Here is a 13764-nt window from a genome sequence, read left to right as displayed (position 1 = left end):
ACGGGCACGTCGACGAGCATCACGGGCACGTCGATGTCGAACACGGGCAGCTCGACGAGCATCACGGGCACGTCGATGTCGACGACGGGCAGCTCGACGGGCATTACGGGCTCGAGCATGTCGGCCACCGGCAGTTCGGTGGGCACGACGGGCTCGAGCGTATCGACGACGGGCAGCAGCATGTCGGTGACGGGATTCAGCTTCTCGTACATCGGCGCGAGCTACTCGGACGTGGGCATCGATCTGAAAAAGCTCGGGATGCAGACGAAGAACTGACCTATGCGACATATCAAACCACAAGCGGCCCTCGTGGCCACGACCAATACGCAGATCGGCGCGCAGCCGATGCTCGGGATCAGCATCGGCATGGGCTTCAGGCTCGATCAGCCGTCGATCCTCGTACACGAAGCGGCTGTCTGGGAAGCGCTGAAGGCAGCCGCGCCGTCGCTGCCGCTGTATGAATCGGCACTGCCGAAGCAGCGCGCCGAATGGCTGCTCGCCGGCCATTCGACGCATTCCGTCGGGCCCGGCGCGAGCTCGCGCAATGTCGACTGGACTGCATGGGTCGAGTTCGACGGCGTGCGCAAAGTCGTCTCGTGCGCGACGCAGCTCGGCGACGAGCATGCGCAGGGCGGCTTCGCGCGCATCGCGATCGATCACCGGCATGCGGCGGCGGGCGGCGCGCAGGAAAACCCGTTCGGCGTGGCGTCCGGCACGCCGCCGCTGCAACAGCTGCGCACATTCGGCGTCGGCCCTGCGCCGCTCGCGGCGATGGGCGCGATCGGCAGCGACTGGCCCGAGCGCACGCAATGGATGCCGACGCGGCCGGGCACGGTCGACGCGATGGCGCAGGACGGCACGCACATGGGCTGGCCCGCGAACGTCGATCTGCGCTTCTTCCAGCAGGCGGCGCCCGATCAATGGGCGCGCGGCGAATGCTGGACGCCCGGCGCGCGTTTCGAGCTGAGCGGCTTCGGGCCGCAGGGCGAGGGCTTCGCGGGCGAGCTGCCGCGCCTCGTGCCCGTGGCGCTCGTGACGCGCAACGGCCGCCCGGGCATCGAGCGCCTGTCGTTCAAGCAGCAGACGGTGTGGTTCCTGCCCGATCGCGGCATCGGCGTGCTGTGGTGGAACGGCGCGGTCGCGCTCGATTTCCTGCTCGACGACAGCCCGACGATGCTCGTCACCGCATTCAAGGACGAGGCCGAGCGGATCGACGTCGACGCGGTGATGAAATTCGCCGATCAGCGCGCGGACCTGAACTGCACCGATCCGCTGCAACAGGCGGATCACGAACTGATGCCCGCTGTCGCGAGGGGCTGGACCTGGGAGATGATCCTCGACGCGGAAGACCATCCGCGCTTCGCACCGGCGCCGCGCGGCTACGAAGAAGTCCGTGCGCGGGTCGAGCAGAACCGTCGGCAGCTCGTCGAGGCGCGCGACGCAAGCGAACGGCTGTCGGCGTTCGAGGAAGCGAATCGCAACGCGAAGCTGCCGGGCGCGCCGCGCGGCGGCGAAAATTGGCGCACGCGGCTGCGTCAGGCGAAGACGCCCGAGCTCGCGAACGTCACGATTCGCGACGCCGATCTGTCGTCGCTGCGCTTCGACGGCTGGAAGTTCGACGAAGTGCGCTTCGAGCGCTGCACGCTCGATCGCAGCGAATGGACGAACTGCCGGCTCAATCAGGTGCATGCGGTCGACTGCTCGTTCGCCGACGTGAAGATGAGCGACGGCTGGTGGAAGGGCGGCAAGATCCAGCGCTGCAATCTCGAGCGCAGTGCGTGGCTGAACGTGGAGATCGAGCGGATCTCGATCGACGAATGCCGGCTCGACGATCTGAAAGTGGCGGGCGGCTCGTGGTCGATGCTGTCGGTGCAGGGCCGCGGCGGCGTGCGCGGCGACGTTCAGGATGTCGAATGGAACTCGGTGTCGTGGTCCGAGGTGAGCGCGCCCGGCTGGACCTGGACGCGCGTGCGCGCGGACGATCTCGCGATCGTCGAATGCGCGATGGCGGGCCTCGCGGTGTCGCAATGCACGCTCGCGAAGCCGAGCATTTTGCTGACCGACTTGTCCGCGAGCGTCTGGCAGCGCAGCATGCTCACGTTCGCGGTGCTGTCGCACGGCACGTCGATCAACGGCGCGCGGCTCACCGACTGCGTGCTCAAGTCGTCGAGCCTGCAGGAGCTGCGTGCGGACCGCGTGCAGGTTGACCACTGCTCGTTCATGCAACTGAACGCGCAGCATCTGCATGCGCAGCAGTCGCACTGGAGCCGCACGGTGCTCGACGGCGCGAACGTGATGCACGCGCAACTGACGGGCACGTCGTTCGACCGCTGCTCGCTGAAGGAGGCAATGTTCTATGGCGCCGACATGCGGCAGACGCGCATGCGCGACTGCAATCTCGTTCGGGTCCGCACGTCGTGGATTCACCCGCCGGAAGCAGGCGCGTGGCGCGGCAATCTGAACGCCGGCCAGCTCGACGTGCCGAGGAGGGTGTGATGAGCAAGATCCGCTCGACGGTGCCGCCGCCGCCGCTGCCCGAAGTCGTCGAGGGGCAGCACTACACGTTGCCGCAGCGCGACGTCGCGCTGGCGGACACGCTGTTCGTCGATTGCCACTTCGACCGCGTCGAATGGACGGGCTGCCGGCTGTCGAACCTGCGCTTCGTGAACTGCACGTTCGATGCGAACCGCTTCGATCGCTGCGAGCTGATGAAGCTCACGTACGAGTCGAGCCGGCTCCGGGCGAGCGCGTGGACGCAGAGCGCGTTGCAAGGCGTGTCGTTCAGCGAATGCGAGATCGAGGGCGGCACGTGGACGGGCAGCTTGCTGAAGGACGTCGTGTGCGCGCAGTCGAAGGGCGCGCGCTGGCTGTTCGACAGCGTGCGCGGCGCGCACGTGTCGCTCGTCGCGGGCGACTACGCGGGCGTCACGCTGCGCGGCGGGCACTGGAGCGACACGTCGTGGATCGGCAGCCAATTGGCCGAACTGCGGCTCGAATCCGTCGGGCTGGAGAACCTGATCGCAGGGCAAAGCGGCTTTCAGCACGCGGTGCTCGTCGAATGCCGCGGCGTCAACGTGCGCTGGATCGATTCGCGCATCGAGCGGTTGACCGTGCAGGGCTGCGAGCTGAAGCAGGCCGCGTGGTCGCACAGCACGTGGGCGACGGGCGAGATCCACGCGAGCCGGCTGCCGCTCGCGAGCTTCGATCATGCGACCGTCAACGGCCTGACCGTGACGAACAGCGACTTGCCGCAGGCGATCTTCGACAGCGCGAGCGTGTCGGACAGCTCGCTGCAGGGCGTGCGCGCGCAGCGGATCGCGTTGCGCGACGCGTGGCTCACGCGCGTGAACCTGTCCGGCGCGCACCTGCAGCAGCTCGATGCACGCGGCCTGCATCTGGAGCGCGTCGACCTGCGCGGCGCCGATTGCCGAGGCGGCAATCTGATCGGCCAGCTTCGCCCGGTGTGGGCGGCGGCCGACACGCGGGATGCGGTATTCGAGGAAGCCACCGGCGCTGATGATCAGCTTTGGTGGCAACGAGTCCAACCGGGAGCAAGAGGAGTTTGACGATGAGCATGCGGGAAATGGTTGTCGCGCACGACGCGCTTGCATACGAATCGGACGACGACGCGGCGTCGCGTCACGCGCTGACGCGGATCATGAAGGGCGGTGCGCGCGTGCGCGATGAGAAGGCATGCGAGCAAGCCGAGCCGGCGGATGCGCCGGCATCGTCCTCGCCCGCCGCCGCGTCGACGACGCTCGCGCGCATCGACGGCAAGCGCACGGCGGCGGGCGAATGGCCCGTCGCGGTGCAGCCGGGCGTCGTGCTGCGCGCGAGGAAGGCGGTGAGCTGCGTGGTCGCGCCGGAGCCGGGCGATCTCGTGCAGATCTGCCGCGAAGGCGAGCACTGCTGGGTGCTCGCGGTGCTCGAGCGCGGCGCGGCGGGCGGCGAAAAGCGCGGTGAGAAGAACCGCGAGGTCTTATTGGATTTTGGCGACGCGCACGTCGCGCTTCGCGCGCGCGACGTGCGCGTCGAGGCGCGCGATCGGTTGTCGCTCGAGGCCGCGCAGCTCGCGAGCCGCGCGCAGGTGGTGACGCAGGCGGCGGCCGAGCGCCAGACGCACGTGAGCGGCACCGACGCGACGCACGCGGGCAGCACGGTCGTCCACACCGAGCGGCACATGGCGATGCACGCGAAGAGCGCGGTCGTCACCGCGGCGTCGCTGCTGAAGATCGACGCAGGCCAGATTCACATGGGCTGAGCGTCGCTCGCGCCCGGTTTCTTGAAGGAGGTAGTCATGTTTGCAAATTGCTCAGCCGGGGGGATGGCGATCGCGCCGGGGAACGACGTCTGCAAGACGCCGCCCCTCGCCATTCCCATGCCGTACACGAACATCGCGAACAAGCCCGAGGCCGTGCCGAACGTGCCGAACATCATCTATGCGGGCGGTCCGGTGCACAACCTGAACACGATCATTCCGGTCACTCACAGCGACGAGCCGGGCTCGATGGGCGGCGTCGCGTCGGGCACGGTGTCGGGGCCGTCGCGACACGCGAAAGGCTCGAGCAAGGTGATGATCCAGGGTGCGCCGCAGACGCGGCTCACGGACACCAACCTGCCGAACAACCAGAACACGGCCGGCTTTTCCGCCGTTCCGTCGCAGACGATCACGATGACTCTCAGCTGAACATCGTGCGTCGCAAGATGGGCCCCTTCAAATCGATCGCGGCGGCGCTCGCGCTCGGCGTGCTCGCCGGTTGTTCGGCGTTCTCGTCGTCGAAGCCGGAAGAACCGCGGCAACTGCACGTGACGCTCGTCGGCGGCGGCCGCCTGAACGCCGCGCCGGCTGGCGAGGCGCGTCCGATTCAGACGTGCGTGTACGTCGTGACCGCGGCCGACTGGCTGCCGACGCAGGGCGGCGACGATTCGTCGTGCGCATCGCGCGGGCAGGACAGCACGGTCGTCGCCGATTCGCGCCACGTGATCGCGCCGAACCAGGTGCTGCAGTTCTCGTTGAGCCTGCCGCGCTCGGGCGATCTCTGGCTCGTCGCCGACGCCGACTACGCGCGTCGGCCGGCGAACTACGCGCCGCTGCGCGTGCGCGTCGAGGGCCGCGGATTGATTCACATGGCCGTCTGGCTTGACCGCGACGGCATCTACAACGCGTTGTTGCCGGGGCCGGTGCCCGTCGGCGGTGTGATGTCCGCATCGGCCGTGCGCATCGACGAGCCGCCGCCCGAGCGCAAGACGAAAACCACCTATGGGACAAGGAGAAGCAGGCAATGAGTAGTCTGCCGGTAGGACCGGTCGCGTGGAGCGACGGCATGCTGATCGAGACGCAGCACTTCCAGCAGCTCGAGCGGCATCTCGCGCATCAGGCCGCACTGCGGCTCGGTCAGACGTCGAATCACGGCTGGGGCTTCACGCTGCTCGATCTCGATCAGGACGGCCTCGGGCTCGGCAGGCTCGGGCTGCGCCACGCGCGCGGCGTGTTCCAGGACGGCACCGCGTTCTCGCTGCCGTCCGACGATCCGCTGCCGCCGCCGCTCGAGACCGAGCTCGCGCAGGCGGGCGACATCGCGTGCCTCGCGCTGCAAGCCGCGCGCACGGGCGGCCCGGAGATGGCGTTCGGCGACGTCGCATCGGCGTCGCGCTATCGCGCGGTGTCGACCGAAGTGCCCGATCTCGCGGTCGGGCTCGACGCGCCCGGCACGCCGCGGCGCCTGACGATCGAGACGGGCCAGCTCGTTTCGCGCCTTTGCTGGAAGTCGCAATTGCGTTCGGATGAAGTCGCGCTGCCGATCGCGCGCGTCGCGGGCCGCAATGCGAGCCGCACGGTGTCGCTCGATCCGCGCTTCATCCCGCCGCTGCTCGACACGCGCGCGCATCTCGTGCTGCGCTCGCTGATCGACGAATTGCAGAGCACGCTGCGCGTGCGGCTCGCGAGCACGTCAGCGCAGCGCGTGCTGTCGACGGGCGGCGGCGTCGCCGATCTGATCGAGCTGCTGCTGCGCCAGGCGATCGCCGAGTACCGGATGCGTCTCGCGAACCTCGACGCGTTCGATCCGCTGCCGCCCGCGATGCTGTACCACGAGCTCGTCGGCCTGCTCGGGCGCCTGAGCGTGCTGCCGGGCGTCGACGAGGAGCTCGCCGATCGCGAGCTCGGCTACAACCACGACGATCTTCAGACGAGCTTCGAGCCGCTCGCGATGATGCTGCGCCAGGCGCTCGCGCGCGTGATCGAGACGCCGGTGTTGCCGCTGCGCTTCGAGGATCGCGGCGATCAGGTGCACATCTGCATCATCGACAAGCAGTGGAACCTGAAGAAACTGATTTTCGCGTTTTCGGCCGCAATGCCGGCGGAGAAGCTGCGGCAGTTGCTGCCGCAGCAGACGAAGCTGGGCGCCGTCGAGCAGATCCAGAAGCTCGTGGACCTGCAACTGCCGGGCGCGCGTCTGAACGCGTTGCCCAATCCCCCGCGCCAGATTCCCTACTACGCCCAAAGCACGTACTTCGAAGTGGAATCGACCGACCCGTTCTGGAAGCAGACCCTCGCCGGCTCGGCGATGGCGCTGCGCATCGTCGGCGATTTCCCCGATCTTCGCTTCGAAGCCTGGGGGCTGAGAGACGGCAAGGTGGCGTGACCCACGACATGAGACGCAATCTGCTATGAGCCTGCTACGAAACCTGTCCACCACGCTGCGCCGCGTATCGATGGCGTCCAACATGCTCGATCGCGCGGCGGCGAATCCGGATCTCGCGACGCGGATTCCGACGCTGTCGTCGCTGTCGAGCGCGGCGATGTCGAGTTCCGCCGTGTCGACCACCGGCACGACGAACGTCGCCGCGTCGGGCGGCGCGGCGAGCTCGGGTGCGCCGAGCTTCACATCGTCGGGCGGCGCGGCGAGCGCGCATCCCGTGAGCGACGCGCTGCCGCATGCCGACGGCTCGCCCCGCAATCCCGCCGTGCTGCAATTCCCGGTGCCGGGCGGCGCCGCGGCGCCCGCCGACACGCGCGGGGCGTCGCCCGTCGTCTACAACCCGCAGGGCGAGCAGGCCGCGATCATGAAGGCGGGGTTGCAGCAGGCGAGCTGGAACAACCCGTTCGTGTCGCACGCGCTGCCCGCGGTGCTGCAATTGCAGCGGCATCTCGCGGCCGGGCCGCTCAACCAGGCCGCGATCCGCACGCAGCTCGGGCTCGAAGTGCGGCTCTACCGCGAGCGGCTTGCCGGCTCCGGCTGCGAATGGGAGCAGATCCGCGACGCGTCGTACTTGCTTTGCACGTATCTCGACGAGACCGTCAACGATTCGGCGCGCGAGCACTCGCAGGTCGTCTACGACGGCGAGCGCAGCTTGCTCGTCGAATTCCACGACGACGCGTGGGGCGGCGAGGACGCGTTCGCCGACCTGTCGCGCTGGATGAAGGCCCCCGAGCCGCCGATCTCGCTTCTGTCGTTCTACGAACTGATCCTGTCGCTCGGCTGGCAGGGCCGCTACCGCGTGCTCGATCGCGGCGACGTGCTGTTGCAGGACCTGCGCTCGCAGCTGCATGCGCTCATCTGGCATCACGTGCCGCCCGAGCCGCTCGGCACCGATCTCGTCACGCCCGCGAAGCGGCGCCGCTCGTGGTGGACGGCCGGCCGCGCGGCGGTCGTCGCGCTCGGCGTGCTGGCGCTCGCCTACGGCGCGATCAGCCTGTGGCTCGATTCGCAGGGGCGGCCGATCCGCAACGCGCTCGCCGCGTGGATGCCGCCCACGCGCACGATCAACATCGCGGAGACGCTGCCGCCGCCGCTGCCGCAGATCCTGACGGAAGGGTGGCTCACGGCGTACAAGCATCCGCAAGGCTGGCTGCTCGTGTTCAAGAGCGATGGCGCGTTCGACGTGGGCAAGGCGAACGTGCGACCGGACTTCATGCACAACATCGAGCGGCTCGGCCTCGCGTTCGCGCCGTGGCCGGGCGACCTCGAGGTGATCGGCCACACCGATTCGCGGCCGATTCGCACGAGCGAGTTCCCGGACAACCAGGCGCTGTCGGAAGCGCGGGCGCGCACCGTCGCCGACGAACTGCGCAAGACCGCGCTGCCGGGCGGCGCGCGCGCGCCGGAGAACTCGGTGCAGCGCAACATCGAGTATTCGGGGCGCGGCGACGGGCAGCCGATCGACACGGCAAAGACGCCCGCCGCGTACGAACGCAACCGCCGCGTCGACGTGCTGTGGAAGGTGATTCCCGACGGCGCGCAGCGCCACGACCGCAACCTGAACCTGCAGCAGCCGGAGAAGCCCGGCCAGGTCCCGATGCGCCCGGCGATGCCGGAAGGCGTCGAGATCGCGCCTGAAGGACAACTGCCTTATGCGACGACGGAGGGCCGTCAACCATGATTCGCACGAGCTTGAGAGTATTCGCGGCGATCCTGATCGCGATCCTGATCTGGTGGGTGGGGCCGCTCTTCGCGTTCGGCATCTATCACCCGCTCGGCCCCGTGTGGGTGCGCGAGATCCTCGTCGCGCTGGTGCTGATCTGGGGCTTCTGGCCGACGCTTGCGCGCCTTTGGGCGCGGCTCGCGATGAGTCCGCGGCAGGTCAAGGTCGCGCCGAAGACGAAGCAGCTCGATTTCGTCGACAAGCATCTGCGCACCCTCGACCAGCAACTGAAGGAGCGCTGGCAGAAGGAGCCGCGCGGCCGCTGGAAGCGCTGGGTCGGCGCGCTCACGCGCCAGCATCGCGCGACGCTGCCGTGGTATCTGGTGCTCGGCTCGGAAGGCAGTGGCAAGACGAGCTTCGTCGCGAAGGCGGTCAACGTGTCGGGCTCGGTGCAGGACCGCGTGCTCGGTTCCGACGCGACGTACGGCCGCGGCGACGATTTCAACTTCCGGATCACGCGCGAAGCGGTGTGGTTCGACGTCGGCGGCCGCTGGAGCCTGCGCGCGGGTGTCGACGAGGCCGAGCTCGAAGCTTGGCGCAAGCTGCTGCGCGGCATGCGCCGGCTGCGCAAGGGCGCGCCGATCAGCGGCGTCGTGCTGTGCCTCGACGGCGTCGACATGATCGATGCGCCGCTCGACGCGCGCAAGCGTCTCGCGGACTCGGTGCGCGCGCGGCTCGACGAGATGCACGAGGCGTTCGGCCAGCAGGTGCAGGTGTACGTCGCGCTGAACGGGCTCGATCGGCTCGACGGCGCGGTGTCGACGCTGTCGCTGCTGGACGCGTCGAAGTGGGTGAGGGGCGTCGGCTTCAGCCTGCCTGACGACGGCGCCGAGGCTGACGCCGCGCGCGCCGACGCGACGTGGCAATACGCGCTGCAAGGCCTGCAGCAGCGGGTGCAGCAGCAGGTGCTGTATTCCGCGCCCGCCGCGACCGAGGTGTCGATGAACCATGCGCAGTTGCGCTTCGTCGAGACGCTGAGCCGCATGCAGAAGGCGCTCGTCGCATGGCTGCACGTCGCGCTCGCGCCGGGCGACACGCGTACGGCCGCGCGGCTGCGCGGCGTGTGGCTCGGCTCGATGGCCGAGCTCGCCGATGCGCATCCGGCGGCCGCGGCGGGCGCCGGCGCGGCGGGGCTGCCGGTGCCGTCGCGGTCGCTGAACGAGCTGTGGACGCCGCTCATCCGGCAGGTGTCGCTCGAGCGCGACGCCGTGCGGCCGAGCGGCCCGAAATCGTGGCGCGGCCGCCTGGGCGACGCGCTGCGCTGGAGCGCGGTGCCGATCGTCGTGTTGGGCCTCCTGCTGTGGTTCGGCTGGGGTTACGTCACCGAGCGCGACTACCTCGACGGCGTGTGGGCGCAGTTCACCGAGGCGAAGCGGCTCGCGCAGGCCGATGCGTCGTACGGTAACGACGGCGGCTCGACGCTCATCGAGATCGCGAACCAGATGCGCTACGCGCAGCTGCAGGCCGAGGACGCCGCGCAGGGGATGGCGACGCCGTACTTCGAGCACGGGCTCGTCGCCGAGACGGCGCGCGACACCTATTACCGGCACTTGCAGAAGATGCTGATGCCGGAGCTGTACAACGAAGTGCGGCGCACGCTCGTGTCGCAGGTCGACGGCACGCCGGGCGACATTTACCAGACGCTGAAGGTCTACCTGATGCTTTGCCGTCCTGATCGACGCTCGGCGGACGACGTCGTGCGCTGGCTCGACGGCCGCTGGGACACGCTGTCGGGCGGCCAGTACTCGGACGACGACCGGCGCTCGCTGCTCGCGCATGTGCGCACGCTGATATCGCTGAAGAACGTGCCGGCGACGCCGGAGGACGCGAACCTCGTGCGCTCGGCGCGCGCGAAGGCCGCGCAGATTCCGCTCGTCACGCGCGTGCTGCAGCACATCCACGCACAGGGGCTGCCGCAGCAGGTGAACGACATTTCGCTGTCGCGCGCGGCGGGCTTCGAGGCGGCGATGAGCCTGCGCATGCGCAGCAACGTGCCGTCGACCGATACCGCGGTGTCCGGCTGGTTCACGCGCGCGGGCTACACGGACGTGTTCCTGCCGAGGTTGCAGAAGAGCGCGCGCGCGATGCTCGAGGAAGAGAGCTGGGTGCTGCGCGACGAGACGCTGTCGGGCAACAGCTTCCAGATCGACGGGCTCGTGCAGAAGCTCGCCGATTCCGCGCGCAACCAGTTCCTTCAGGACTACATCGGCGCCTGGCAGAACTTCCTGAACGACGTGACGGTGCGCGGCGTGACGGGGCTCGACGACGCGTCGCAGCTCGCGGCCGCGATGATGGAGGCGCAGTCGCCGCTCGCGAACCTGCTGCGCTTCGCCGCGCGCGAGACGACGCTCACGGGCGCGAGCGACGAAGGCAACATCGACAGCTGGATCGATCGGCAGAAGTACCGCTTCGAGAAGGGCCGGCGGCAGATCGTCGGCGAGCTGAGCGGCCAGCACTATCGGACCGTGCTGCTGCCCGAGCACGTCGTCGAAGAGCACTTCCAGGCGATCCGCCAGCTCGCTGCGCAGTTGAACCGCAACAGCTCGGTGGCCACCAATCCGCTGTCGCGCCTGTTCGAGCCGCTGTATCGGCAGCTCGGGCTCGTCAACGGCGCGCTGCAGGCGGGCCAGGTGCTGCCCGCGCAGTACGACGCGTTCTCGCGGCTGAAGGAGACGGCCGCGCGTCAGCCGGAGCCCGTGCGCGGAATCATGCTCGACCTCGTGAGCAGCGGCAGCACGATGACGACGCGCGAATCCGGCGCGTTGCTCAATCGCGGCGCGGCGGGCGCGACGAAGATGGTCTGCGATCAGGGTTTCACGGGCCGCTATCCGTTGCGCCGCAACACGCAGGCGGACGCGGGCGTCGAGGACTTCGAACGATTGTTCAGCTCGCAAGGCCTGATGGCGACGTACTTCCGCGATCACCTCGCCGCGTACGTCGACACGTCCGCGAAGCCGTGGCAGGCGCTGCGCTCGAACGGCGGGCCGAACGGGATGGTCAGCCAGTCGGTCCTCAATTCGTACGAGACGGCCGACCGCATTCGCGGCGCGATGCTCGACGATTCGGGGCACTTGCGTGTGTCGACCGTGCTGCGCTTCATCGACATGGATTCGCAGTTGTCCGAAGCGCAGCTCGTGGTCGGCGGACAGACGCTGCGCTTCGCGCACGGCGTGACGTCGCCGCACCGGATCGACTGGACCAACCAGAACACGCAGCTCGCGATCAAGCTGCAACTGAAGTCCGTCGACGGCCGGATGACGACGTTGCAGTTCGACGGGCCGTGGGCGCTGTTCCGCTTCTTCGACGCGGGGCAGGCGATCGGCGGCACGGGTACGGCGGACCGTCGCGAGCGGCTGTATCAGACGAGCCTCGGCACGGTACGCATCGAATGGCAGGCGCTCACGCTGCCGTCGCCGATATGGTCGGGCATCCTGCAGTCGTTCAGGTGTCCGTCGTGATGCGTCGAGCATCGGTATTCATGCGCCGCAGGGCGCGCACATTGAAAAGGAGCAAGACATGATTGATCCGAAGGAAATCTTCGCCGCATGCAATAACGCGCACCAGTACGGGCAGGATGCGAGCGGCTCGATGGCCAAGCCGTTCATGGATTCGATTCCGAATCTGTCGACGGCGTCGTCGAGCAATGCGAGCAACCTGATCGGCAACGTGCAGGATGTGGGCTCGAAGATGCTCGAGCACATGTCGTCGATCAAGTCCGCGGTCGACAAGCAGGTGATGATCCACCAGGACAACCAGCAGCGTCAGAAGACCTACGACTTCAACGTCGACATGCGCGACCTGCGTCCGACCAACGCCGTCGGCTTCCCGGAGGAAATGCCGTCGATCTTCTTCGCGCCGTTCAGGACCGGAAAGTGATGCGGTTCGGCTGCGTGGGCAGCTGCGTCGGCGTCGGCGCGCTTCGCGCGCGGGCGTCGTCGCGCGCCGCGCGACGCCTGGCGGTGCACAGGCGAATTCCGGGCGCGCGCCGGCGCGCCCGTTTCAATCTTTTGTGAGGATGGAGAGATGTCGATGACGAAGCAAATCGTGGCGGGGATCGTGGTGGGGCTCATCTCGATGAGCAGCCATGCGCAGTTGGGTCAGCTGTTCCAGTCGGTGAAGGAGCAGGTGACGCAGGCGGCGACGTCGCAGGTCAACCAGGGCGTGCGCTCGGCGACCGACGAGGCGGTGCAGGCGACGTCGACGCGCACGCGCAAGGCGATCGATTCGGTGCGCTCGCCGTCGTCGGCGGCGGCGGCCACGTCGACTCCGACGACTTCGTCGACCTCGTCCACTAAGGAGACGAGCGACGCGACGCTGAACGAAGCGCGCAAGTAACCGAGCGGCCGCGCATCGAGCCGGCCGCAGGCCGCCATGTGGGCGATGCGGCGGGTCGGACGGCTTTCGCGACGTGTGGCGCGTTGCGTCTTCGTCGCGAAAGCTGATTGAACGATCATGAAACTATCGTATAACCGTCGATTTACGGGGGGAGTAATCGAGGCTCTTCTCGAAATCAACCAGGAGTGTCTTATTGACGGAAAGGGAGCGCATTTATGTTCCAGACTTCGATAATCAGCGTCGTCGGCGTATTGGTGGCGATTGTCTTGATTTTCGTGGTAGTGACGACGTCAATGACTTTGTCGACGGTCATGTCGTCGGTTCGGGCTCAGACCGTTGTGAAGAATGGTTATGAGGCCGTGGCCGATGTCGTGAATATCGGCCAAACCGGTGTGACGCTGAATAACGTGCCGATGATGCGCGTCGAGCTGCGCGTTCACCACAATGGCGCATCGTGGGACGTGACGATCAAGCAATTCATCGATTTGGGGAATATCCCGCGCGTCGGCGAGCGAGTGCGGGTGATGGTCGACCCGGCGGACAATAGCCGCGTGATGTACATGGGGCTCGCGAACGGCGGACGTTGAGCTCGGCCCGCGTGCGCCGGCGCGGTTTCGGCGGCGGCGATTCTCGCGTGTGCGCTCGGATCGAGATAAGGGTGCGATGTCGTTTTTCAAAAGTGGTGCCGTAAATGCTCGATTAGGCTTATTCGATAATTCCATATCGACATGATGGTGATAAGAGAGTGCATTTTCGAAACTTGCTTCGAAAAATGAAAATCGAATTAAAAATGTTTACATTTAGGATTCGATATCTTATGCTGCATCGCAGAATCCTCGGTTCAATAACACACGTCGCCGCGCAACGGTAATTCGGGCGGCAAGACGTCGGAAAGTATTTATTCCATCAAGAGGCGTCATGCGAGATAGAGGCGCTGGAGACCACGGGCTAAAGGGAGCGGGGGAACCGCGACAGGCCCGGGGAGGCGTATTGCCTGTTGCGAAT

At 67.6% G+C, this 13764-nt stretch carries 12 protein-coding genes; 11 read left to right on the top strand and 1 reads right to left on the bottom strand.

Annotation, left to right across the window (positions count from 1 at the left end; genetic code table 11):
- On the bottom strand, positions 1 to 212 hold a 212-nt coding region (locus X946_RS36590), incomplete at its 3' end, for a hypothetical protein (protein WP_200886470.1).
- Positions 213 to 279: 67 nt separating this feature from the next.
- Between X946_RS36590 and X946_RS29195 the strand changes: the two genes are divergently transcribed.
- The 11 genes from X946_RS29195 to X946_RS29145 all read left to right on the top strand — a co-directional run bounded on the left by X946_RS29195 (position 280) and on the right by X946_RS29145 (position 13346).
- The gene (locus tag X946_RS29195) at positions 280 to 2496 is read left to right on the top strand and encodes a DUF2169 family type VI secretion system accessory protein (RefSeq protein WP_038755432.1); all 2217 of its coding nucleotides are present in this window, start codon (positions 280 to 282) and stop codon (positions 2494 to 2496) included.
- Positions 2496 to 3566, top strand: a complete 1071-nt coding sequence (locus X946_RS29190; protein WP_038755430.1) for a pentapeptide repeat-containing protein — start codon at positions 2496 to 2498, stop codon at positions 3564 to 3566. The genes X946_RS29195 and X946_RS29190 overlap by 1 nt, the downstream gene beginning before the upstream one ends.
- 2 nt (positions 3567 to 3568) lie before the next feature.
- Positions 3569 to 4261 (top strand): DUF3540 domain-containing protein, encoded by a 693-nt coding sequence (locus X946_RS29185; RefSeq protein WP_038755428.1) that lies wholly within the window; start codon positions 3569 to 3571, stop codon positions 4259 to 4261.
- A gap of 36 nt (positions 4262 to 4297) precedes the next feature.
- Positions 4298 to 4687 carry a DUF4150 domain-containing protein gene (locus X946_RS29180; protein WP_038755427.1) on the top strand — a complete coding sequence of 130 codons (390 nt, stop codon included), beginning with the start codon at positions 4298 to 4300 and terminating at the stop codon, positions 4685 to 4687.
- Positions 4688 to 4692: 5 nt separating this feature from the next.
- On the top strand, positions 4693 to 5286 hold the full coding sequence (locus tag X946_RS29175) for a type VI secretion lipoprotein TssJ (RefSeq protein ID WP_038755425.1): 594 nt from the start codon (positions 4693 to 4695) through the stop codon (positions 5284 to 5286).
- Positions 5283 to 6644, top strand: a complete 1362-nt coding sequence (tssK, locus tag X946_RS29170) for a type VI secretion system baseplate subunit TssK (RefSeq protein WP_038755423.1) — start codon at positions 5283 to 5285, stop codon at positions 6642 to 6644. The genes X946_RS29175 and tssK overlap by 4 nt, the downstream gene beginning before the upstream one ends.
- 82 nt (positions 6645 to 6726) lie before the next feature.
- Entirely contained in the window at positions 6727 to 8382 is a 1656-nt protein-coding gene (gene icmH / locus X946_RS29165) for a type IVB secretion system protein IcmH/DotU (protein WP_038755421.1), read from the top strand.
- Positions 8379 to 11882 carry a type VI secretion system membrane subunit TssM gene (tssM, locus tag X946_RS29160; protein WP_038755419.1) on the top strand — a complete coding sequence of 1168 codons (3504 nt, stop codon included), beginning with the start codon at positions 8379 to 8381 and terminating at the stop codon, positions 11880 to 11882. Before icmH ends, tssM begins: the two co-directional genes overlap by 4 nt.
- A gap of 58 nt (positions 11883 to 11940) precedes the next feature.
- On the top strand, positions 11941 to 12300 hold the full coding sequence (locus X946_RS29155; protein WP_038755417.1) for a DUF6277 family protein: 360 nt from the start codon (positions 11941 to 11943) through the stop codon (positions 12298 to 12300).
- Between the two features lie 147 nt (positions 12301 to 12447).
- Complete coding sequence (locus tag X946_RS29150) at positions 12448 to 12759, top strand: hypothetical protein (protein WP_038755416.1); 312 nt, start codon at positions 12448 to 12450, stop codon at positions 12757 to 12759.
- A 311-nt stretch (positions 12760 to 13070) separates the two neighbouring features.
- Positions 13071 to 13346: a hypothetical protein gene (locus X946_RS29145; protein WP_038755436.1), complete on the top strand. Its 276-nt coding sequence runs from the start codon at positions 13071 to 13073 to the stop codon at positions 13344 to 13346.
- Positions 13347 to 13764 lie beyond the last annotated feature (418 nt).

It is taken from the genome of Burkholderia sp. ABCPW 111, from assembly GCF_000773065.1.
Taxonomy (GTDB): domain Bacteria; phylum Pseudomonadota; class Gammaproteobacteria; order Burkholderiales; family Burkholderiaceae; genus Burkholderia; species Burkholderia savannae.
Note: the sequence above shows the minus strand (reverse complement) of the source record. Positions and strands in the feature narration are given on the sequence as shown.